Here is a 22,398-nt window from a genome sequence, read left to right on the forward strand (position 1 = left end):
TCCTTTATTTGTTTATTTAATTATATTTCACATTTTGTTTTTTTACAATAGTTTAATTGCCACTTTATTGTATTTTTTTATTTTTTATTGATAATTTATTAATATTTAAGCTAAATTGATGCCAATTGTTTTTTAGTAAATAAAAAAAGCCAGAACAAATTGTTCCAACTTTTTTAGAATATTTAATGTATTTTATTTTAATTACTAAATTAATATCCCAATGTACTTGATATCTTCTCCGACGCTTCAAAAAGATATTTTATATTTTTATCAACAAACTCATCAGTAATCTTAAAAATAGAACCTGTTACGCTTATTCCTGCAACAATCTTTCCAGTATAATCTTTTATTGGAACTGCCACACACCTAGCACCTATCTCACATTCTTCATTATCAAAAGCATATCCCAGTTTTGATATTTCTTTTAATTCATTCATCAAACTCTCTTTAGTTATCAAAGTATTGTCAGTGAATTTAGTGAGGCCTTTATTTTCTATCATGTAATCTATATCTTCTTCACTTTTATCCAACAATATCAATTTACCGATACCAGTACAATGCATTGGAGCAATATTGCCTATTCTCTGCATAGTCTTTAGCATTTGATCTGGGCCGTCAACTACATCAATATATATTATAGTCATATCCTTTTCTATTGCAAGGCATACAGATTCTTTAACTATTTTTGATAAAGAGAATAAATATGGTTTAGCCACATATGATATTTGATTATTTGATTTCACTTTATTTGATATAGCACATATTTTTAGTGTCAAATAATATTTTAAAGTCTCCCTGTCCTGTTCAACATATCCGCACTGCATTAATGTATATAAAAATCTCAGAACTGTAGTAGCCGGTATATTCAATTCTTGTGATATAGTCTGCAATCTCATTGGTTCACCATATTCGGACATTAATTCTATTATTTTAAAAACTCTCTCAACAGATTGATTATTGCTGACAGATTTGTCTAATTTACCTTTTAGCAACTTAATATAACACTCCTTAATTCATACTATATAGACTCTATCAACTTTAACAAACTCGAATTTTCTTTAATATTAACATTTTTTAAAATAGCCTTATCATTTTAATAATTACTATTATATCAATAGTCAACACTATTTGCTACCCGATGAGATACACTATTGATGTTTTTATACTCAATTTTGTTTAATTTTAAAATATCATCTTAAACACCTTTTCATATTCACCCTTTAAAAAATATGCTATATTTTCACAGGAAATCCTCTGTAGATCTTTTATAGATGTCTGAGAATAAAATGCTGCATGGGGAGTCAAGATAACATTTTCCCTGTGTAGGAATGGATTATTTTTTAAAATAGGATTTTCATCTTCCAGAACATCCAAACCTGCACCGCGAACAAGTCCTTCATCCAACGCCCTTTTCAAATCCGCTTCTTTTACGGCAGCACCTCTTGCAACATTGATAAAAATTGGACACTTTTTCATCTTCTGAAATTCATCAATGGCAAAATAATAGGTTGTCTTATCAGTTTGATTCATATGATTTGAAATAATATCCGCATCTTTTAATGCAGTTTCCTTATCTACCATTTTAACATTTAATTTTTTAGCGATTTCCGGAGGAAGAAAATCATCTACAGCCATGACCTTCATTCCAAAAGCCTGTGCCATTTTTGCTACAACTTGACCTATTCTTCCCAGACCAAATATAGCCAAAGTTTGTCCCTTTATTCGTCTCATTCCAGAAGCAGTATTATAGTCCCAAATATTTTTTTCTTCTATATCATTTTGATAGTGCTTTATTTGCCTGGACAATGATAATATAAGGGCAAGTGTGTGTTCAGCCACTTCCTGGGTGCAATATTCATGTACATTGCACAAGCCAATTTTTCTCGCTTTTAACTCTTTAATATCAACATTATTGTATCCTGTTGCATTAATCGATATACATTTAAGTTTGGGTGCCCTGTCAAGAACTTCACCATCAATTTTAATAAAAGCAGTAATCAGTCCATCTGCATCTTTCAGCTCTTTAAAAAATTCTGCTTTATTTTCATCTGAATATTCATGAAAAACAACTTGAACATCTTTAATATGCTCTTTTAAAATCTTCTCTTCGTAACAAGTATCCCTGCCGCAAGTACCAGGATAATCACTAATCAAGATCTTCACAGTTTCACTTCCCCTTCTTTTAATTCCTTTATTTTTGAGTTTGCTCCCAAAGATATCGGATGGCCTCTTTGTCCACCTTTCTAGCTGTATTCGACATGCTTCCTTTCTGAAGCAGTGTAAGTTCTGTATAATGTTCAATTTCTTCTTTTGTAAGTTTGGGAGGATTTCCAAGTAATTTTCCAAGCAAATCAGTAAATTCATCAATGGATTTAAATCCCATTTTATTCATGGCTGTATCTATTCTTTCTTTTTCCTCTATGTAATTAAATCTAATATATGCATCCATCAAAAGACCATTTGCTTTACCATGTGGTATATTTTTGAAATAGGTATAGCAATAACCCATACCATGGGCAATTGTAACTCCAGTTTGAGCAATGACAATTCCTCCAAGCAAAGATACATACATAAGTTTTTCTCTGATTTCATCATCAATTTTATTTTCTGCAAGTGCTTCAATGCATTCTCCAAATATTCTGATTCCATCCAAAGCAAATGCTGAACTTAAAATGGTACTTCTTCTGGAAAGATAACTTTCAAATACATGTGTAAATGCATCTACCGCAGTATTGACTGTAGTTTCTATGCTCAATGAATTTGTGTACTTTGGATCTAAAAAAGCACACTTTGGAAAGGTATCCTTCGTTCCAAAACTAACTTTTGTTTCCAGGTCCTTTCTGAGTAAAACACTATAAGGAGTTGCTTCACTTCCAGTTCCAGCCGTTGTAGGTACTGCAACAACAGGAAGGGACTTATTGAATTCATTGAGAAATAATTCTTTTTTGGCTATATCATTAGCTATAAGAACTCCAATTGCTTTTGATGCATCGATCGGAGACCCTCCCCCAATTCCTATAACAAAATCAACTTTTTCAGTTTTTCCTATATTAGAAGCATCAAGCACATTTTCTATAGATGGATTGTTTTCTATTTTATTATAAATAATGTAAGAAATATTATTGTCATTCAATGCATCCTCAACGTCTTGAAGTGCACCACATGCCCTTGCTGAATTTCTTCCTGTAACAATCATAGCTTTTTTCCCATATTCAGCTAATTTGTGTCCATTTTTTCTTATACAATTTCTTTCAAATATTATTTTTGTAGGCAATAAAAATTCAAATTTCATTTCATCCTCCATATTTTTAGTAAATTATAGGTGATACTACCCATTATTTTATACTCATAGTTATACCGGTACACTTTTTATGCAAAATATTCTCAATTCTATCAAAAGCTTCTTTAAGGGTTTCAATCCCAACAGTACAGGCAATTCTTACATATCCCTCTCCACTTTCCCCAAAGGAAGTGCCCGGTATGACGATAACATGAACTTCCCTGGCAAGCATTTTTGCAAATTCATTTGAAGTCATCCCTGTACCCTTGATATTTACAAAATTATATATACCTCCTTTAATTGGAAGCACACTTAATCCATGAATTCCATTTATTCTCTCATATGAGTAAAACATTCTATTTTTAAATTCTTCTATCATTTCAGGCTGTACTTTTTTTCTCAGCCTCAATGCATGTAAAGCTGCTCTTTGTGAAACAGATGGTGCTGAATAACATATATTTTCATTAATATTTTTCATACAATTTACTATGAAATCAGGAGCAATAACATGTCCAATTCTCCAACCTGTCATAGCATATCCTTTGGAAAAGCTTCCAATAGTTATTGTTCTTTCCTTCATGCCTGGTATGGAAGCAATAGGGCAAAATTCTCCTTCATAAGTAAAAGCATCATATACTTCATCAGATATTACTATTAAATCATTTTCTATAGCTACCTTTGATATTTCTTCAAGCAATTTCCTATCAAAACAGGCTCCTGTCGGATTATTAGGCGAGTTCAAAATTATAGCCTTTGTCTTTTTAGTTATAACCGATTTTAACCTGTCTATATTGATATTAAAGTCATCTTCTTCCAAAGTCTTCAACATAACTGGTTTACAACCGACTAAATTCACTTGTTCTTTATAAGGTGTAAAATAAGGCTCGTGAATTATGACCTCATCTTCTACGTCAGTAACTGCCTCCAGTGCCAGGTACATTCCATGACAGGCACCCACTACCGTCATCACCTCATTTTTTTCAACATTAAAATTATATTTATCGGAGTAGAACTTCACTATTTCTTCAATCAATTCAGAGTCACCTATGGGTGCAGTATACTTGGTATGTCCATTTTCAGCATCCTCCATTGCCCTGTCAATTATTTCCTTAGGAGTTATAAAATCAGGAACACCTATACTTAAATTTATTGTATCATCATGTTTTAAATTTTTTGCCAGGTCATCATCCATAATGGTAGTTGCATCTTTCCAGTATCTCTTTGAAATAAATCTATGCTCCATATATAATCACCTTTCTTATAATATTTTTAACTTCTAACATTCTTTTACAATAGCTTCTTCTATTATTACAAGTGCTTCTTCTATTTCGCTCTTTGAAACTGTAGTTGGAGCAATAAATCTTAATACATTTTTATATGTTCCACAATTTAATAAAATCAATCCATGTTCTATACTGTAATTAATAATATTTTTTACGGCCCTGCCATTTGGAACATTATTTTCTCCTACAAATTCCATGGCAAGCATCAAACCTATTCCTCTTACATCACCTATTATTGGATACTTTTCTTTTAGCTCAAACAATCTTTTCTTCAAATATGCACCAGACTCAACACCATTTTCTATTGCACCATTTTCCAATTGATCTATAGTTGCCAATGATGCTGCACAGGATACAGGATTTCCACCGAAAGTTCCTCCATGAGCTCCTGCAGGCCAATTTTTCATAATTTCCTTTTTACCTATTACGGCACTAAGTGGAAAGCCGGAAGCAATAGCTTTGGCACAGGTCATAATATCAGGTTTTACATCAAAATTCTCATGTGCAAACATCTTTCCTGTTCTACCAAAACCAGTTTGTACTTCATCAAAAATAAGATATATACCATACTTGTCGCAAATTTCTCTTATAGCCTTCATAAATTCTTTTGGTGGTACAATATAACCGCCCTCTCCCTGAATGGGTTCCATAATTATTGCAGCTACACTATGTGGATCAATAATTCTTTTGAATATATCGTCAAATTGTTCAACACATTCCATAGAGCAACTTTCCTTCTTTTGCTTGTAAGGACATCTAAAACAATTTGCATATTCTGCAAAATACACACTTGGCAAAAGTCCCTCATAATTCTTTCTATAGGCAGAATTTGAAGCTGTTATAGATGTAGTACCAAGAGTTCTGCCGTGAAATGAGCCTTTAAAGGATATAATTCCCTGTCTTTTACTTACGTACTTGGCTAATTTTATGGCACCTTCATTGGCCTCCGCACCACTGTTGCTAAAATAAACCATAGTATCCCCACCTGTTAATTCAACTAACTTCTCCGCCAGTTTTACATAGGTTTCATAATAGACTACATTATGCCCTCCGTGTATTAATTGTTGGATTTGCTTTGTAGCTGCTTCTACTACAGCTTTATTGTTATGTCCTATATTGCATACAGCTACACCACTGGCAAAATCAAGTATCTTTTTTCCATCCTCCGTTATCAGATAAGAACCTTCTCCCTTTACAACCCCCAGCTTTGTAGCTCTTGCTGCCACTGGTGGGATTACATTCAAACTTCTTTCATATAAATTGCTCATAAAGTACACCTCTCAAATTTATTATTTTAAAAATTCATACACTGTTGACGAAATTAATTTTGGTAATGTATTAAAGGAATATGGTTTGTACACTCTTTCCGTCCACTTATGAGCATCCTTGCCATAGCATCCATAGTTAATTGCAGGTATATTTAATTTTTTCATTTCATTTACAGGTATATTGTATATTTCAGCCCAATTGGGAAGATTATTCTTTAAATTTTCTATAGAGTTCAAGTCATCATCTATTTTAAGATAACTACTATCAGACAGACTCGGGAAAAATTGCAATACTTCAAAATCTTCATTATTTTCTTTTCCAACAGTATTTACACACTTTTTAATTTTTTCTATTATACTATTCTCAAATTCATTTTCATCCTTCAAAGTATTGTGAGGACAGTAAGGTGGTGCAAAGAATAGAACAATAGCAGGTTTTTTCTCCTTATTCATCTTCCAAAGTTTATCTACAACATTAAGACAAACTTCTCTTATATCCATACCCTGATCCAATAAAGTTTTACTTAAACCATTTATCTCATCATCTAATTTATGCCCATATTTGGATTTTACTTTTTTATACAGTTCCGAATATGTCATTACATTGGTTTTCCATGGAAGAGGTTCATATTTCTGATTCGCTATTTTACAGAATTTTTTATAGTTATCATTCACATTTAAAATTACTTTATCAAAAGACTCTTTTGATATAATCTTTAGTTTTTCTATAATTTCATTAATGGAAGCATTATGAATAAAGTAATTAAAATAAGTGAATGCTGCAAAAGGTGTTTGTACATTATAGCTTTTCTTTAAATCTTCATATTTTAAGACGGAAGGTGGAAGAGTGTATTCTCCCTTATATCCATCACATAAATCTGTATTTAAATTTATATCTTTTATTAATTCCGAAGCTATCTGATTAGGATTCAATCCTTCAAAGCATTGTCCTACATGAGTCTCCTGTCCAACAATATAAAATGAAGGAAGGATTTTGCCTACTGCACCAGTATAAACATATTTTTTATTATCACCTGGATACAAAGGACAGATATAATCATTATTTATAGCCAATTTATAATCTAGACCATATTTTCTTTTTAAATCATTTAATACATCCAGAGACTCAATTACACCTGTATGCTGATTTTCTTCCACAGGGTTGGACATGAATAAAATATTTCCACTAAAATTTTCAACATTTTCACTTAATTCCTTTAACACTGCTAGATGAACAGCTACACCACTTTTCATGTCTGCAGCGCCTCTTCCAAATATCCAGTCTCCACTATTCAAATCTTTTTTTACTTCTTCGGGTAAATCCAGTTCTTTTAATTTTTCTTCTAATTTATCAGGGTAGAAAGCCAATTCTGACAAACTTCCAAAATCATCTACACCTACAGTATCCATATGTCCATGTAAAATTATTGTCTTGTTTGATGGCTTCTTTTCTCCTCTTAATAATGCAAATACATTCATCCTTCCATAAGGATCTTTAATTAAAGGAACTTGAAAACAATATTGCCCATGCTTTTTAAAATATTCAATATTTTTTATATATTCGTATATTTTATTGGATACATTTCTTTCACCTTCGCTGCCATTGATACTCGGTATATTAACTAATTCCAATGTCAATTTTTCTATTTCTTGAGCTAGATTACTCAATAAATTATTCAATTTAAATCCACCTCACATTAAAGTATTTGTATTTGTATACAATTCTATATATTTAATAAAGTTATTACTAAAGGTATTGTAATTATAGACACCTAAGTTGTAATAAAAACAGCCTGTGATGCATATTTTACATTTCCACCATAACTTTGAGCTAGTATTGGACAAAGAGTTGCCGCCGGCATAGCCTCTGAAATAACTATTATACTTTTTACCAAGTTATCCACTTTTAATAAAGTTAATATCAGATAAATTAAAAATGGTATAATTAATAATCTCAATAACGAAATATAATACAAAGAAAAATCCTTGAAAATCTCCTTTATTTCCACCTGTGTAAGTATGGAGCCAATTACAATCATAGATAGTGGAGTAGTCATTCCCCCTACTGCAGTACAAAAATTTTCTAGAATAGATGGAATACTAATAGAAAATACAATTAATATTAGTCCAATGAATACAGAAATTATATTGGGGTTCACAAGTACTTTTTTTAATATATTTTCATCAGTTTTTTTTACAAAAATCCTTATCCCGAATGTCCATACAAATAAATTATAAACGAGATTGAATATTGAAGCATATAATATCCCTTTTTGACCATAAACTATATTCAAAATTGAAAAACCTATAAAACCACAATTGGAAAATATTCCTGTAAATACTGCTATAGATTTTTTTCCCCGGCTGATTTTAATATTTAGTAAATTACTTATAATTATACTGAATATAAATATTAATACCGTAAAAACTAGTATTTTTATAATAATAGACATCATATCCGGTAAATAATTACCTTTAAAGGAACTCAATATCAGCAAAGGCAATGTTATTCTAACAATAAAATCAGAAAGACCTTTATTCATCTTTTCATCAATAATTCCTTTTTTGGAGGCATAGTAGCCTACTCCAATGATTAAAAACAACATAATAATTTGCCTAAAAACAATCAAACTCTTCATCATAAGATATCCTTTATTTTAACATTCTGTCATTAACATTTATTATATGATATTTCATATTTTCTGAAGCCTTTTCAAATTCACCATTTTTTATGGATCTTACTATTTCTTCATGTTCTTCTATGGCAACTTTTGCATATTTATTCAAACTTCCCGACAACACCAAATACCTTTGGACAACAGTATTTGAAGTTTTGACCATATCATATATCCATTTATTTTTTGTATATTTTGCTATTTTAACATGAAATTCATATTCCATTTCTATAAGTTCATCATAATTTTTATGCTCATAGGCCTCAAATTGATCAGTTACTATTTTGCCCAGTTCTTTTATTTCCCATTTAGTTATATTACTTTTTAATTCCATAACTGCAGTTGTTTCCAATGCCTTCCTTACAACAGCAATTTGATTCAATTCGCCCTGATCTATATTGGTAACCATAACATTTCTTGAAGAATTAATTGTAACTAAATGATCATAAGACAACATTTTTAAAGCACTTCTCAAAGGGGTTCTACTTATCTCCAATTGTTCTGCCAACTTTTCTTCAATCAATAGTTCTCCAGGTTTAAGTTTATTTGTAAGAATTGCTTCTTTTATAGCATCGTAGGCTTTTTGTGTTAACGAAACTTTATTTCCTATTTTGGGTAATATGTTCATCTTATTCTCCTTTAGTTATTAATTTATATTCTTTCTAACGGGAAAGTCATACAATGAGGTCCACCGCCACTTTTAAGCACTTCCTCTAAATCTAATTCTATTACTTTGATCCCAAGCTCCTTTAGTTTTCTATTTACTTCTACATTGGATTTAAGTGATATTACTCTCTTGTTTCCCAGTGCCTGTAGATTACAATGATGCTTAAAAACACCTTCCTGAGGAATATCTATCAATTTAAAATCTCTCTCTTCCAATGTGCGAAGGAAACTATCAGGTAAAGCTGCTTTACATGCTACTGCTATTTTTTCATCTACAATATTAAAACACATATCCAGGTGAAGATTTTCCTCTGAACACTTAACTGGTGTTATTTCATATCCAAATTTACTAATTTGATCATTTATTTCTATTATAGCAGTTTCATCTGTTCTGGCAATAACACCAATTGCTAGAGTATTATCATCTAAAAACCAAAAGTCCCCACCTTCAAAATAGCCTTTACCAACTTTTGCAACACATGGAATTCCCAGCTCTTCCATCCTATTCTTATATGCTATTGTTTCACCATATCTAATCGGTTCTTTAAAATTTCCTAAAATATATCCTTCTCTTATACAACCTCCAAAATCTCTTGCAAATACTTCATTTGTAAGTTTTGCTTCCGGTTTCATCAAAACTACTTCAACACCGTTTTCCTCATAAGCTTTAATCAAAGCATTGTGCTCTTTGATACATTTCTCTATATTTAGTCCATTATTTTCCTTTATCCATTTATCAGCTATAACATTAATTGGCTGAAGTTTCATATAATTAGGTGGACAAAGCAATACCTTTTTTAATACTCCAGTCGAATTTTTAACAAAACATCTACTCATCTTGAAATCGTCCCTTCTATTTTGTTATTTAAATACCTTGTTTAGAAAACTCTTTGTTCTATCCTGCTTAGGATTGTCAAAAACATCCTCCGGAGTTCCCTGTTCAACTATTTTTCCTTCATCCATAAATATGACTCTGTCAGCAACTTCTTTTGCAAATCCCATTTCATGAGTTACAACCACCATGGTCATGCCATCCTCTGCAAGCTTTTTCATTACATTCAAAACTTCTCCAACAAGTTCTGGATCAAGTGCTGATGTAGGTTCATCAAACAGCATTATATCTGGATTCATGGCAAGTGCTCTTGCTATTGCAACTCTCTGTTTCTGACCGCCTGATAATTTTGAAGGATAATAATCCATCTTGTCCGATAATCCAACTTTATCTAAAAGTCTTTCCGCTCTTTCACGAACCTGCTTTTTATTCTCTTTTTTTACTACAGCAGGTGCTTCCATTACATTTTGAATTGTTGTCATATGAGGAAAAAGATTGAAATTCTGAAATACCATACCCATCTTTGTGGCTATCTTTCTAAGAAATTTTTTATCCTTGGGATTCAATTTTTCTCCTTCTATAATAATTTCTCCGCCATTTATATCCTCCAAATGATTTAAACATCTTAAAAATGTACTTTTCCCTGAACCAGAAGGTCCTATTACTACTAATACTTCACCTTTCTTCACTTTTACATTCAGGTTTTGAAATACTGTCAAATCATTGAATCTTTTCGTTAAATCTAAAGCTTCTATCATATATTTATCTTGATCTAAATCTTCATATCCATCTACAGCTGCATGTTCCATAAATATTCACCTCTTCTTTGTATTTATTTTGTTTCTTCCAAGAATTCATCAACTAATGCATTCTGGAGCTTTTCAACTATTTCTGGCGCCTTTCCTCCTACAGGTTTTCCATCAATTTCGCAAGCTGTCATACAGAAATCCCCCGAGCTTGTGACTATGACTTCATCAGCATCCATTAATTCCCTTAAAACAAATGGAGTCTCATCTACAGGAATTCCAAATCTTTTACACATCTTTATAATATGTGCTCTTGCTATACCCGGCAAAATCAAATTATCCGTAGGTGCTGTTTTAAATATACCGTCTTTTATAATTGATACATTACTGTGAGCACATTCCGTTACTCTATCACCTCTGTGAAACACTGCTTCCTGGCAGTTATTTTCTTTAGCTTTCTGGGCTGCCATAACATTTGGAAGCAAATTTAATGTTTTTATATTACAATGGAGAAACCTAGTATCTTCCAAAGTAATTAACTTTAATTTTTGTTGTTTATATTCTATATTCCATGGTTCCAATGTAATCCATATATTTGCCTTTACATCATCACCTGGAAAAACATGATCTCGCATAGCTGTTCCTCTTGTAACCTGCCAATATACAAATTGTTCTACTGCATCAACTTTTTTAACCATATCGATCAGCAGTGTTTTTAATTCATCTTTGGTATATGGAATTTTTATTCTAAGTAAACCTGCACTGTTAAAGAAACGATCTATATGTTCGTCCAATGCAAATATAACATTATTCCTGCTAAATGCAGCATCATAAACTCCGTCACCAAAATAACATGCACGATCGTTCATTGGTATTGTCATATTTTCAATCAAATCATACTTTCCATTATAATATCCCAAAGTTTTCATTTAATTTCCCCTTCTCACATCAATTAATTATAGACTGATAATTTCCTCTCTATTATACCAAATACAGTTGTAAAAACAGTAGTCATTATAAGGTAGAATACTGCTGCTGTTAAAAATACAGATATTGGGTCAAAACTAGTTGCATATATCTGTTGGGCAGATCTCATAAGTTCGACCATTGCTATAGTTGAAACAAGGGAAGTATCCTTTAATATAGATATAAATTCATTTCCTACTGGAGGTATTATAACCTTAAATGTCTGAGGCAGTATTATCTTTTTCATAGTCTGAGCATAGCTGAAGCCTAAAGCTTTTGCAGCTTCAAATTGCCCTTGATCTATAGATTGGATTCCCCCTCTTATTATCTCTGACATATATGCACCGCAGTTTAATGCAAGACCTATTACAGCCGCTGTAAAAGGAGTTAATTCTATACCTATAAAAGGTAGTCCATAATAGAAAAAGAATAATTGAAGCAATAGAGGGGTCCCTCTGAATATCCAAGCATAAAAGCTTGAAATATATTTTAAAACTTTATTATTTGATAATCTTAGAAGTGCCAGTAATATACCAAGTATACTCCCTAATATTATAGTTATAATTGTCAATTCAACAGTCATTACACTTCCCTTTAAAAGAATGGGAAGTATATTTTTGATAAAATCTATATTCATTGCTCCTGTACCTCTCTCATGTAATTTTATGATAACTATTTTTTATATTCATCAGTTCCAAACCACTTAATTGAAAGTTTAGACAATGTTCCATCCTTTTTCATTTCATCTAATGCCTTTTGAACTGATTCTTCCAATTCTTTATCACCTTTCTTGAAACCTATTCCCATTGGTTCACTTGTAAGTTTTTCAGAAAGTACAGTATATTTTCCCTTTTTGTCAGCAGCAGATACATAATATCTTCCTACAGGCTCATCAATTATTACAGCATCACTTCTTCCAGTCTGTAAATCCTGAAGTGCATCTGTAGCCTTGTCGTATTTCTTTATTTCCTTTATTCCCTTGGATTGTTTTTCCTTTAATTTCTTGTCAAGATCCTGTGAAGACTTGTCACCTGTAGTTCCAAGTTCCACTCCTATAGTTTTACCTACCAAATCATCTGATTTTGTTATGCTTTTATTTCCATTTTTAACAATTATAATCTGTCCTGACATAAAGTAAGGTTTTGAAAAATCTATCTGTTTCTTCCTCTCATCAGTTATACTCATTCCAGATATTATTGCATCAAATTTTCCTGATTTAAGTGCAAGTATTATTCCATTAAAATCTGTAGGTACAAATTGAGTTTTCACACCTAGCCTCTTGCCTATTTCTGCTGCCATATCTACATCAAAACCCTTAAGTTGGTTTTTGCTGTCCCTAAATTCCATTGGAGGAAATGAATCCTCAAGTCCTATTTTAAGAACACCTGCTTTTTTTACACTTTCAAGTGTATTGGTACTAGCAGTGCCTGTTTTTCCACATCCAGATAACATAATAATGGAAACTGTAATCATAAAAAATGTTATTAATAGCGTTTTTATCTTTTTCATATTTATAACCCCTTTATAAAATTTATTTCTTTTTTCAAGAATACTATGTACATTTCTAGATAGTATATTTTTTAAGTCTACTTTACTGTTATGCTTAGAATTTGTATTCGTATTTGTATACAATTCGTTTTAAGATAAAATGGTAAATATTTAGGACTTTATCTGCTTTTGTTAACAGTATGATAACATATGTCTTGATAAATTACAATACTAATTATAAAAATAAGTTTTTTTAATTGATTTATCATAGCCATTAACATAATCTAATTAAATTGAATACTAAAAAATTTCTTAGATTAAGTGAAAAATACAGTTCACTTAATCTAAGAAATTTTCCTACTACTATATATACGCTTTCATACCCAATATAAAAGTCTTTTATCTATTACAATATAACATTTTTAAATAAATCATATAATAAGGACAACTCGTATTGATTTATCTTAATATGATATTTTTTTTCTATCTTTCTAAAAACATCTTTGGAAATTTCATAAAATTCTCTTTCACTATCTGTATAATTCACTTTTTCTTCCGGTTCATAATTATCGGAAGTCATTAACCTTTCAATCATAAAAGCTATGTGCATATACAAATTTAACTTTATATGGCCAATTAAATTTGTATTATAATACTGCTCATATCTATAAATAACATCCTCTACTTCATTAATTACTACATTTGGATTTAGAAATGTAAGCCTACTAGCAATTCCTTCTATGGAGAAAAACTTGACGAACTCCCTTTTCATGGATTCGAACTTTTGTTTATCCATTTCAGATTTCAGACCTTCCCATAGATATCGTTCGCCTTTACCGTCTAAAATATCATAGGCATTAACCCACGGTATGAATGTAAGCTGTGGTAAATTTGAAGTAGTAATTATAAGTTTTGTATATTTGAAATTGTCCTTGTTGTTCTGCTCAATCAAACTTTTTAAATTTTTATAATCCATTATAATAATATCCATAGTCTCGTAATTGACAAACTGTTCAATAATTTCTTTTATCTTGCTGGAAATCCCAACTCCCGACATACAGGATATAATTATATTGTTCCCTCGTGCTATGCCTTCAAAATACTGTATACCAATTTTATAAGCATTGTTTGAGCGTTCTGCAATATCTTTAAACGACATATTTTGAAGAATTTTTATTCCTATATCCATGGCAATTGCAGTTGTAACATTGTTCATAATCAGCAAATCCCCAGACAAGTGATTTTTAATAGAAGAATACATCTGATTTAAAGATCCCATATCTACCAATAATATAAGACCTTTGCTTGTATTTACTTTTTCAAGATATTTATTGACCTTTTGTATTGTTTCATCTGAAGATATTTCCATAGGCATATCGATGGATTCAAATACAAATGTACCGCAATTTTGATTGGCTACGGACTGGATACTGCTTGCAGTTGCATTTCCATGTGCTACAATCAATCCTTGAAGTTCAATGGTCTCCACAACATATTCTTGAAAGAAAATAGTATTTATGATCTCTAAAGATTTATTTACTCCAGATGCAATTGTACCTAATTCTTCACTGAGCTTTACAGCTATATAGTGAGTTCTCGGCCATATAGAATCCAAAAATTCTATAATTTTATCAAAATCAAATTTAACCAACATATCATCCTGAAATATTAAAATCAAGCAGTATATTAATTTCAGCGATTCTTTCGGACAATCAATCCCATAACGCTTAATAATTTTTTTGTAATTTTCTCTAAAGCTTTCTCTAACGAACAAATTCTGTTCTAAAAGTACTACTTCAAAGTAATTTTTAGTAGAATTTATCAAATTTTTAAATACAACAGAAATTTCTAATTTGGCTGATTCAACATTATAAAAAGAAGTTTTAGAAATATACTGGAAAAATTCGATGAATTTTTGTCTTATGTTTGAAATATCATCATACTCAACTTTAGGTAACTTATCATTATAAAGTATTTTAAGCGGACTCAATTTCCTAATAGATGGGTCAAAAGATATATAATGCTTGTACTGCATTAGATCCCAACAGGATTCCAAAGAAAGCAACTAGTGAATATAAAAACCAATTAACAGCCCAAAGTCCAAAATGTAAAGTTACAATCTTATGTTCTTCTCCTCTTGCTGCAAGTTTATCAAAAACAGGTGCAAAAAAACCTACCAGGAAAATATATAAAAAATTTTTAATTTGAAGCCCTAAAATTCCAATAGGTATAGCCAGTGTCAATGCAACTTTCGCTCCACCTCCTACCATAATTGCAAATGCTACCCCCACGGCAGTAGCAATACCTGGCTCGGCAGCTTGTGCACCTCCAATATTGACTACTCCCATAAATACAGCTTCAAGTGATGCTCCTATTAAAATCCCTGTATTCAGATCTCCAAGCAGTAAACCCACTACAGAACCTATAACAATAGGCCTGTTAAGCATGGTAAGTCCTGCTAATTCAGCACCCCCTACACATATGAAAACAGAAATCGCTACTAAAATAGCCTGTACTAACATGTTTATTCTTCCTCCCGCAAAATCTTATAAGTTCATCTTTTTAATAATATCTTTCATGGGTTTTTTCTCATCAGAAGGTACAACCTGCAAACTAGTACCTGGATCAATTTCGACTAGTTTTTTCAAAGAATCGATTTCATCCTTTGTAAGCATAACGGTTGGACTTACCATTGTTTTTTCAGATGCATCAATTCCATCAAATCTTCCAACATTACCTATATTCACATATTCTATATTTTCCGTATTTTCACGAACCTTCAAAGCATCCTTAATATTTCTGGTCAAAAGTAAAATTCTCATATTTTGTGCTTTAGGATTATTAGCTACCTTAATGGCTTCATCAACAGGTTTTATCAATACCTTGATACTATTTGGCACTGCCATTTTTAATGTCATTTTCTGCATTTCATCTTTTGCAGTTTCATCATTTGCTATAATAATTCCTTTGATTTTCAAATCCTTTGACCAAGTTAGAGCAACCTGCCCATGTATTAATCTATCATCTACTCTTAATACTACTATCATTATTTATACCTCCAATAAATTTATTTATTCTAAGAAATCTTCATCATTGTTATTTTCGTTTACATCTATTTCAACCAATTTCAATTGTTCTCTGCTCTCTGCAATAATCTCATTTAACCTTTCTTTGGATATTACTCCATTTTCCAATATAACTGTCAGTATAACTGGGAGATTAAAGCCGGAGACAACCAATGCATTTGACTGTGATGCATATGACACAATTTTTTGGTTCACACTTCCACCAATAATATCTGTAAAAACAACTACCTCGTCTTCTGACTTAATACTTTTAAAGAATTTTTCAATACTTTTTGTGATATCTTCGCCTTCCTTATCAACATATGCACTAATACAGGTGATATCTGCTATTTTACCTACTAGAAGCTCAATGGTATTTTTGGCACCTCTAGCCAAAGTTCCATGGGTTGCAATTAATATTTTCCTCACCTTTCATACTCCTTCCTATAGTTGTAATTGCTTTTTAATTTACACCTTTTTATACAGCAAATATCGTGCCAATATTTTTTAGACATAAAAATACTCTCTGAATATGGGGAGTATTGTTTTATTATTGTAGATTTGGTAGATTGATTTAAACACTCTAGGACTATAAATTGTATCTGTCTAAAAAATTATTTTCACAAAGATCCATTTAAACACTAATATATTTTGTGTCTAATGACAATGCCTGCCTTTATTTTAATTTATATATAGATAAAGAAGCCTGATGAACAAAAATGTTAATCAGGCTTCTTTAAGTTTATTATATTGAGTAAACCTTGTAGTATTCCAAATAATTTTCTAAAGAGACTTTACAAATTGCCTGCCGTATTCTCTGCACACATCCAGTTCTTTTTCATCAGGGATCCATAGAGAACGATGGCCGTTATCAACAATTTTAAAACCACTTTCTTCAAGAGCTTTAGTAAGCTGTTTGACAACTTCCCCGCTCCAGCCATAGCTTCCAAAGGCAGAAGCACTTTTACCCTTGAACTTTAATCCTTTTATCATTTCAACAATACCGCCAATTGAGAAAAGATATCCATTGTTGATAGTCGGTGAACCAACCAAAATTGCCTTCGAACGAAATACTTCCGTTATTATATCATTTTTGTCGTATTTTGCTGAATTCATAAGCTTTATCACAGTGGAAGGTGATACCTCATGTATACCTTCAGCAATCGCTTCTGCCATCTTTCGTGTTGAATTCCACATAGTATCATAGATAAATGTTATTTGATCTTCCTGATAACTATCAGCCCATTTTAAATATTGTTCTACAATTTGTGCAGGATTTTCTCTCCAAATCACTCCATGGCTGGGGCATATCATTGAAAGAGGGAGATTAAGTTTCAATATCTCATTGATTTTCTTTTTCACAAAGGTACTGAAAGGATTCAATATATTTGCATAATACTTAATTGCCTGTTCATACAGTTCACCCTGATCCACCTTGTCATTGTACAATAACTCGGTTGCAAAATGTTGGCCAAAACCATCATTGCTGAAAAGAATATTTTCTCCAGTCAAATAAGTAAACATTGTATCTGGCCAGTGCAGCATAGGGGCTTCTACAAAAATCAGCTTGTTTTCTCCAATATCCAGAGTATCCCCGGTCTTTACCTCCACAAAGTTCCAATCCTCGTGATAATGACCCTTTATGATTTTTGCACCATTTTTTGTACAGTAAATTGGTGTTCCAGGTATTTCACGCATGAGTTCTGGAAGTGCTCCACTGTGGTCGATTTCATTGTGATTTGCTATAATGTAGTCAATTTCCTTTAAATCGATTTCCTCTTTCAGCCTGGATACAAACTCCTTGTCATAGGGCTGCCATACAGTATCAATCAAGACAGTCTTTTTATCCCGTATCAAATAGGAATTATATGATGATCCCTTATGGGTTGAGTATTCATCTCCATGGAATCTTTTCAATCCCCAATCAACCTTTCCTACCCATGTAACTTTGTCTGTTATTTTCTTTCCCATATAAAAAACCCCTTTCTCAATTTTTATTCAGCAGTATTTTTTAGTGAGTTGTTTCAACATTTCAATATATTTTTTTTGAACTTGATTATCTCCTTCATCTCTTTCAAAATCCTTGATTTGCTTATCTACTGACTCCAATACATCATGTGGTAAATTTTTTTCCGCATATGGATATACTGCATTGTTTTCCTTGTCTATATGCCTTTTAAGTAAATTGGCATATCCCGCTGCACCTTCCAAAATACCAAGTTTATGTATTGTTTCAGGTTCTTTTTTATAAAGTTTCAAAGAGTTTTCCAGATCCAGAATGTGAAGACGTCCCAAATCATGTTCCACCAGCATTCCATGTTGAACCAGGTTTACTCCGATTTTGCCTAAATGCTTCAGCATCTCTGCAAACAATATTTGCTCTTCTTTACCATGATGGTGTTTGTCTGCATAGTTTCTGGCGAATAGAATCATGTTTTCAAAATCATCAAAATCCACTTCTTTTCCTTCCAGAATACCACAGCATGCATTTTCTACAACATGAATAAATTTCAATATATTATCATGCTCTTTTACCATAAGTTCCACAGTATACATGAACTACCACCTCTTTTTTGTAAAAAAATCACAGGGAACAATATAAAGTATTCCCTATGATTGAATTTCTTATTTATTCTATTTTCCAAAGAAAAGTTCTATATCATCCTCTACAGATCCTATACCTGCAATTCCGAAATTCTCAACCAATACCTTAGCTACATTTGGCGAAAGGAATGCAGGAAGAGTAGGTCCAAGGTGAATATTCTTTACGCCAAGGTAAAGTAAGGCCAATAGAACTATAACAGCCTTCTGTTCATACCATGCAATATTGTAGGCAATAGGAAGATCATTGATATCGTCCAATCCGAAAACTTCCTTTAATTTCAATGCAATTACAGCTAAAGAATAAGAATCATTACACTGTCCCGCATCAAGCACACGAGGTATTCCCCCAATGTCACCTAAGTTAAGTTTGTTATACTTGTATTTTGCACATCCTGCAGTGAGAATAATTGCATCCTTTGGAAGTGCTTTTGCAAAATCAGTGTAGTAGTTTCTGGACTTAGCCCTTCCATCACATCCTGCCATAACAACGAATTTCTTGATGGCTCCTGATTTAACTGCTGCTACAACTTTGTCTGCAAGTGCAAGAACTTGATTGTGTGCAAATCCACCTACGATTTCTCCTTTTTCTATTTCTTTAGGAGGAGCACATTTTTTAGCATGTTCAATAATTGCCGAGAAATCTTTTTCTTCTCCTATTTCACCAGCAATGTGTTTACACCCTGGGAATCCTGCAGCACCAGTAGTATAAAGTCTATCCTTATAGCTTGCCTTAGGTGGTACTATACAGTTTGTTGTCATAAGAATAGGTCCATTGAAGCTTTCAAATTCCTCTTTTTGTTTCCACCATGCATTTCCGTAGTTTCCTGCAAAATTGGAGTATTGCTTGAATGCTGGATAGTAATGTGCTGGAAGCATTTCAGAGTGAGTGTATACATCCACACCAGTTCCTTCTGTCTGTTTTAAAAGCATTTCCAAATCTCTAAGGTCATGTCCTGAAATCAATATACCTGGGTTATTTCTAACTCCTATATCTACTTTTGTAATTTCAGGATTTCCATAAGCAGAAGTATTAGCCTTGTCCAAAAGTGCCATGCCATTTACACCATATTTTCCAGTTTCAAGTGTCAATGCTACAAGATCATCTATACTTAAACTGTCATCCAGTGTTTTTGACAATGCACTCTGTATGAATGCATCAACTTCTTCATCATCCTGAAGAAGGGCATTTGCATGTTTGCTGTATGCAGAAAGTCCTTTTAATCCATAAGTAACCAACTCACGAAGGCTTCTTATATCTTCATCCTTTGTGGAGAGGACACCAACTTCAGCTGCCTTTTTAACAAACTCATCTTTATTTGAAGATTCCCATGTTGCTGGATCAGGAAGGTTGTCCTTATTGTCAAGTTGAGCAAGCAATTCTCTCTTTTTATCTATAGTTTTTGTAATACGTAAAACAATAGCCTCTTCATCAAAATTTGCATTGGTTATTGTTGTAAACAAATTATATGTTACCATGTAATTAACCTGTTTGCTTATTCTCTTTCCTTCTTCACGAAGGCGTGTTGTAACTGCTGAAAGACCTTTAGTTACATATACAAGCAAATCCTGCATAGCTGCTACTTCTGGTTTCTTGCCACACACACCTGCCTGGGTACATCCTTTGCATCCTGCTGTTTCCTGACATTGATAACAAAACATTTTATTTTCCATAATTACATTCCTCCTGGATTTATATTTATGTAGTTATTTTTGTTTTAAAGTTTTTTTAATTTCCTTTGTTGAATATATAGTAACATTATTATTTTATAAAGTATGTAACATAAGTTACAAAACTACAAATTTTTATAAATTATTTTGTTTTAATGATGTTTATAAGGGTATATAATATCAATATACTGTTTACAAACAGATTTTCGGAAGGATGATATGTATGACAGAAAAGTCTATCGAAAAAGTTGCCATGCCAAATTACTGTTTGGTTGTTGTAGTTCTTGCACTTACAACTCTCATGGCTGCAATTGATACAAATATAGTCAACATTGCCCTGCCAACTGTAGCCAGGTCGCTTAATGCAAGCTTTGCCAGTGTCCAATGGATAGCCTTAAGTTACCTTCTTGCAGTTACCTCGCTTATAGTTGGAATAGGCCGTATTGGAGATGTATTTGGCAAAAAATCTATTTTCATATTTGGAATCATAGTATTTACTGCAGCTTCACTGCTTTGCGGAATATCCACATCAATATACACTCTTATACTATTTCGTGCACTTCAGGGAGTAGGCGGTGCTGTACTAATGGCTCTGTCATTTGCAATTTTAGGTGATTTGGTTCCTAAAGAAAAAATTATACAGAGTATGGGAATTCTCACTGCAATGCTTCCCATAGGTTTCGCCCTTGGACCATCTGTTGGAGGAGCCCTTATAGGAGTTTTCAGTTGGAGATCAATTTTCTTTTTCAATGTTCCAATAGGAATCATAGCTTTTATACTTGTACTTAGATTTCCTAAAATTCCAATATCGGAAAAGGTTGAAAAGTTTGACGTTCCTGGGCTTATACTACTATGTGCCGCTCTCAGCTGCTATGTATTAAGTGTAACTTTTGCAGAAGACAAAGGGCTGAGTAAAATCGTAGTTTTGTGCATAGTACTGACAATTGTATTTGTTATAGGATTTTTGTCACTGGAGCACAGGATAAGTTATCCTCTTATAAGGCTCAGTATGTTTAGGGACAAAGTGCTTAGTGGAAGCCTGGCCATAAGTGTAATCATGTATACTGTAATAACTGGAGCCGTACTCATACTTCCATTTTATCTTCAGCGTGGAAAACTATTTTCTACATCTGCTTCAGGATTGCTTATGACTATAGGACCTATAGGATGTACTATTTTTACACCTGTCTCCACCAAGGCTGCAAGATATCTTGGAAACTATGCAGTAATGATTATTGGAATAATTATTTTTGCCATTGGTTCCTTTTTCATGTCTACTTTAAGTGGTGACACGAGCATACTAAAATTTGCCGCTACAATACTTGTATTCAATGGAAGTCTGGCTTTTTTCCAGACACCAAACAATGCATCTATAATATCATCGGCAAAACCGGAACAGAGAGGTCTTGCATCGGGACTTTTAAATTTGTCACGTACTATAGGACAAACTACTGGAGCAGCTTTGATTGGAGCATTATTTTACTTTTTCACAAAAACCAAATCCATAACTACAACAAGTCCAGCAAGCATTGTGTCTGGAATACAACACACTTTTTTAATTGCAGGGGGAATTGTGATTATTGCATTTGTAATTTCATTGTTTACTCTTGTGCCTAAGATTAGAGAAGAAAGACGTGCATGAAAAAAGCAGGACCTGTTTAATCAGGTTCTGCTTTTTTGAAATTTACAAATCACATGAATCAATAAAAGATACCTTTAATTTCTTTTTTTAAGGATACTATTTATATGTATAGATATTGCAATAATAGAAGCTATTATTACAATAATGTATTGAAATAAACTAATAATTATTTCTGTTGATAATCCTAAAATGCCAAAACCAAAATCATTTGGATT

The 22,398-nt window shown here is 32.3% G+C and carries 21 protein-coding genes; 1 reads left to right on the forward strand and 20 read right to left on the reverse strand.

Going from position 1 to position 22,398, the window contains the following annotated elements; genetic code table 11:
- Positions 1-209: 209 nt before the first annotated feature.
- The 20 genes from KM800_RS08015 to hcp form a co-directional block, all read right to left on the reverse strand.
- Positions 210-992: an IclR family transcriptional regulator gene (locus KM800_RS08015; protein ID WP_254906493.1), complete on the reverse strand. Its 783-nt coding sequence runs from the start codon at positions 990-992 to the stop codon at positions 210-212.
- Positions 993-1,182: 190 nt separating this feature from the next.
- Entirely contained in the window at positions 1,183-2,163 is a 981-nt protein-coding gene (locus KM800_RS08020; RefSeq protein WP_217812606.1) for an NAD(P)-dependent oxidoreductase, read from the reverse strand.
- A gap of 28 nt (positions 2,164-2,191) precedes the next feature.
- Entirely contained in the window at positions 2,192-3,292 is a 1,101-nt protein-coding gene (locus KM800_RS08025) for an iron-containing alcohol dehydrogenase family protein (protein WP_217812607.1), read from the reverse strand.
- Positions 3,293-3,335: 43 nt separating this feature from the next.
- On the reverse strand, positions 3,336-4,523 hold the full coding sequence (locus KM800_RS08030; RefSeq protein ID WP_195510329.1) for a pyridoxal phosphate-dependent aminotransferase: 1,188 nt from the start codon (positions 4,521-4,523) through the stop codon (positions 3,336-3,338).
- A gap of 33 nt (positions 4,524-4,556) precedes the next feature.
- Positions 4,557-5,831 carry an aspartate aminotransferase family protein gene (locus tag KM800_RS08035; protein WP_217812608.1) on the reverse strand — a complete coding sequence of 425 codons (1,275 nt, stop codon included), beginning with the start codon at positions 5,829-5,831 and terminating at the stop codon, positions 4,557-4,559.
- A 21-nt stretch (positions 5,832-5,852) separates the two neighbouring features.
- Complete coding sequence (locus tag KM800_RS08040; protein WP_217812609.1) at positions 5,853-7,511, reverse strand: M20/M25/M40 family metallo-hydrolase; 1,659 nt, start codon at positions 7,509-7,511, stop codon at positions 5,853-5,855.
- Positions 7,512-7,603: 92 nt separating this feature from the next.
- The gene (locus KM800_RS08045; protein ID WP_217812610.1) at positions 7,604-8,470 is read right to left on the reverse strand and encodes an AEC family transporter; all 867 of its coding nucleotides are present in this window, start codon (positions 8,468-8,470) and stop codon (positions 7,604-7,606) included.
- Between the two features lie 13 nt (positions 8,471-8,483).
- Positions 8,484-9,134, reverse strand: coding sequence for a GntR family transcriptional regulator (locus tag KM800_RS08050; protein ID WP_217812611.1), 651 nt, complete (start codon positions 9,132-9,134; stop codon positions 8,484-8,486).
- A 23-nt stretch (positions 9,135-9,157) separates the two neighbouring features.
- Positions 9,158-10,009 carry a dimethylarginine dimethylaminohydrolase family protein gene (locus KM800_RS08055; RefSeq protein WP_217812612.1) on the reverse strand — a complete coding sequence of 284 codons (852 nt, stop codon included), beginning with the start codon at positions 10,007-10,009 and terminating at the stop codon, positions 9,158-9,160.
- Positions 10,010-10,033: 24 nt separating this feature from the next.
- A complete protein-coding gene (locus KM800_RS08060; protein ID WP_303396673.1) occupies positions 10,034-10,813 on the reverse strand; it encodes an amino acid ABC transporter ATP-binding protein in 780 nt (259 codons plus the stop codon).
- Between the two features lie 23 nt (positions 10,814-10,836).
- On the reverse strand, positions 10,837-11,679 hold the full coding sequence (locus tag KM800_RS08065; protein ID WP_217812613.1) for a D-amino acid aminotransferase: 843 nt from the start codon (positions 11,677-11,679) through the stop codon (positions 10,837-10,839).
- A 23-nt stretch (positions 11,680-11,702) separates the two neighbouring features.
- Positions 11,703-12,353, reverse strand: coding sequence for an amino acid ABC transporter permease (locus tag KM800_RS08070; protein WP_023625289.1), 651 nt, complete (start codon positions 12,351-12,353; stop codon positions 11,703-11,705).
- 35 nt (positions 12,354-12,388) lie between these two features.
- Positions 12,389-13,225 (reverse strand): amino acid ABC transporter substrate-binding protein, encoded by an 837-nt coding sequence (locus KM800_RS08075; protein WP_217812614.1) that lies wholly within the window; start codon positions 13,223-13,225, stop codon positions 12,389-12,391.
- A gap of 385 nt (positions 13,226-13,610) precedes the next feature.
- Positions 13,611-15,239: a PRD domain-containing protein gene (locus KM800_RS08080; protein WP_254906494.1), complete on the reverse strand. Its 1,629-nt coding sequence runs from the start codon at positions 15,237-15,239 to the stop codon at positions 13,611-13,613.
- The gene (locus tag KM800_RS08085) at positions 15,211-15,726 is read right to left on the reverse strand and encodes a PTS sugar transporter subunit IIC (RefSeq protein ID WP_217812615.1); all 516 of its coding nucleotides are present in this window, start codon (positions 15,724-15,726) and stop codon (positions 15,211-15,213) included. Before KM800_RS08085 ends, KM800_RS08080 begins: the two co-directional genes overlap by 29 nt.
- Before the next feature lie 24 nt (positions 15,727-15,750).
- Positions 15,751-16,251, reverse strand: coding sequence for a PTS system mannose/fructose/N-acetylgalactosamine-transporter subunit IIB (locus KM800_RS15475; protein WP_254906495.1), 501 nt, complete (start codon positions 16,249-16,251; stop codon positions 15,751-15,753).
- 24 nt (positions 16,252-16,275) lie between these two features.
- Positions 16,276-16,698, reverse strand: a complete 423-nt coding sequence (locus KM800_RS15480; RefSeq protein WP_017751690.1) for a PTS sugar transporter subunit IIA — start codon at positions 16,696-16,698, stop codon at positions 16,276-16,278.
- Positions 16,699-17,052: 354 nt separating this feature from the next.
- Complete coding sequence (locus KM800_RS08095; protein WP_217812616.1) at positions 17,053-18,240, reverse strand: anaerobic nitric oxide reductase flavorubredoxin; 1,188 nt, start codon at positions 18,238-18,240, stop codon at positions 17,053-17,055.
- Positions 18,241-18,267: 27 nt separating this feature from the next.
- Positions 18,268-18,825 (reverse strand): hemerythrin domain-containing protein, encoded by a 558-nt coding sequence (locus KM800_RS08100; protein WP_217812617.1) that lies wholly within the window; start codon positions 18,823-18,825, stop codon positions 18,268-18,270.
- A 78-nt stretch (positions 18,826-18,903) separates the two neighbouring features.
- Positions 18,904-20,544: a hydroxylamine reductase gene (gene hcp, locus KM800_RS08105; RefSeq protein ID WP_217812618.1), complete on the reverse strand. Its 1,641-nt coding sequence runs from the start codon at positions 20,542-20,544 to the stop codon at positions 18,904-18,906.
- 220 nt (positions 20,545-20,764) lie between these two features.
- Here hcp and KM800_RS08110 point away from each other — a divergent pair, with 220 nt between their 5' ends.
- The gene (locus tag KM800_RS08110) at positions 20,765-22,183 is read left to right on the forward strand and encodes an MFS transporter (protein ID WP_217812619.1); all 1,419 of its coding nucleotides are present in this window, start codon (positions 20,765-20,767) and stop codon (positions 22,181-22,183) included.
- The last annotated feature ends 215 nt before the right edge of the window (positions 22,184-22,398 follow it).

Origin of the sequence: Clostridium tyrobutyricum, from assembly GCF_019144085.1 — a bacterium.
GTDB lineage: Bacteria > Bacillota > Clostridia > Clostridiales > Clostridiaceae > Clostridium_B > Clostridium_B tyrobutyricum_A.

Excerpts from the sequence above, each read along its gene's own strand:
- KM800_RS08025 (WP_217812607.1), bottom strand. The coding sequence starts at position 3,292 with ATGAAATTTGAATTTTTATTGCCTACAAAAATAATATTTGAAAGAAAT.
- KM800_RS08030 (WP_195510329.1), bottom strand. The coding sequence starts at position 4,523 with ATGGAGCATAGATTTATTTCAAAGAGATACTGGAAAGATGCAACTACC.
- KM800_RS08035 (WP_217812608.1), bottom strand. The coding sequence starts at position 5,831 with ATGAGCAATTTATATGAAAGAAGTTTGAATGTAATCCCACCAGTGGCA.
- KM800_RS08045 (WP_217812610.1), bottom strand. The coding sequence starts at position 8,470 with ATGAAGAGTTTGATTGTTTTTAGGCAAATTATTATGTTGTTTTTAATC.
- KM800_RS08050 (WP_217812611.1), bottom strand. The coding sequence starts at position 9,134 with ATGAACATATTACCCAAAATAGGAAATAAAGTTTCGTTAACACAAAAA.
- KM800_RS08055 (WP_217812612.1), bottom strand. The coding sequence starts at position 10,009 with ATGAGTAGATGTTTTGTTAAAAATTCGACTGGAGTATTAAAAAAGGTA.
- KM800_RS08060 (WP_303396673.1), bottom strand. The coding sequence starts at position 10,813 with ATGGAACATGCAGCTGTAGATGGATATGAAGATTTAGATCAAGATAAA.
- KM800_RS08065 (WP_217812613.1), bottom strand. The coding sequence starts at position 11,679 with ATGAAAACTTTGGGATATTATAATGGAAAGTATGATTTGATTGAAAAT.
- KM800_RS08070 (WP_023625289.1), bottom strand. The coding sequence starts at position 12,353 with ATGAATATAGATTTTATCAAAAATATACTTCCCATTCTTTTAAAGGGA.
- KM800_RS08075 (WP_217812614.1), bottom strand. The coding sequence starts at position 13,225 with ATGAAAAAGATAAAAACGCTATTAATAACATTTTTTATGATTACAGTT.
- KM800_RS08080 (WP_254906494.1), bottom strand. The coding sequence starts at position 15,239 with ATGCAGTACAAGCATTATATATCTTTTGACCCATCTATTAGGAAATTG.
- KM800_RS08085 (WP_217812615.1), bottom strand. The coding sequence starts at position 15,726 with ATGTTAGTACAGGCTATTTTAGTAGCGATTTCTGTTTTCATATGTGTA.
- KM800_RS15475 (WP_254906495.1), bottom strand. The coding sequence starts at position 16,251 with ATGATAGTAGTATTAAGAGTAGATGATAGATTAATACATGGGCAGGTT.
- KM800_RS08095 (WP_217812616.1), bottom strand. The coding sequence starts at position 18,240 with ATGGGAAAGAAAATAACAGACAAAGTTACATGGGTAGGAAAGGTTGAT.
- KM800_RS08100 (WP_217812617.1), bottom strand. The coding sequence starts at position 18,825 with ATGTATACTGTGGAACTTATGGTAAAAGAGCATGATAATATATTGAAA.
- hcp (WP_217812618.1), bottom strand. The coding sequence starts at position 20,544 with ATGGAAAATAAAATGTTTTGTTATCAATGTCAGGAAACAGCAGGATGC.
- KM800_RS08110 (WP_217812619.1), top strand. The coding sequence starts at position 20,765 with ATGACAGAAAAGTCTATCGAAAAAGTTGCCATGCCAAATTACTGTTTG.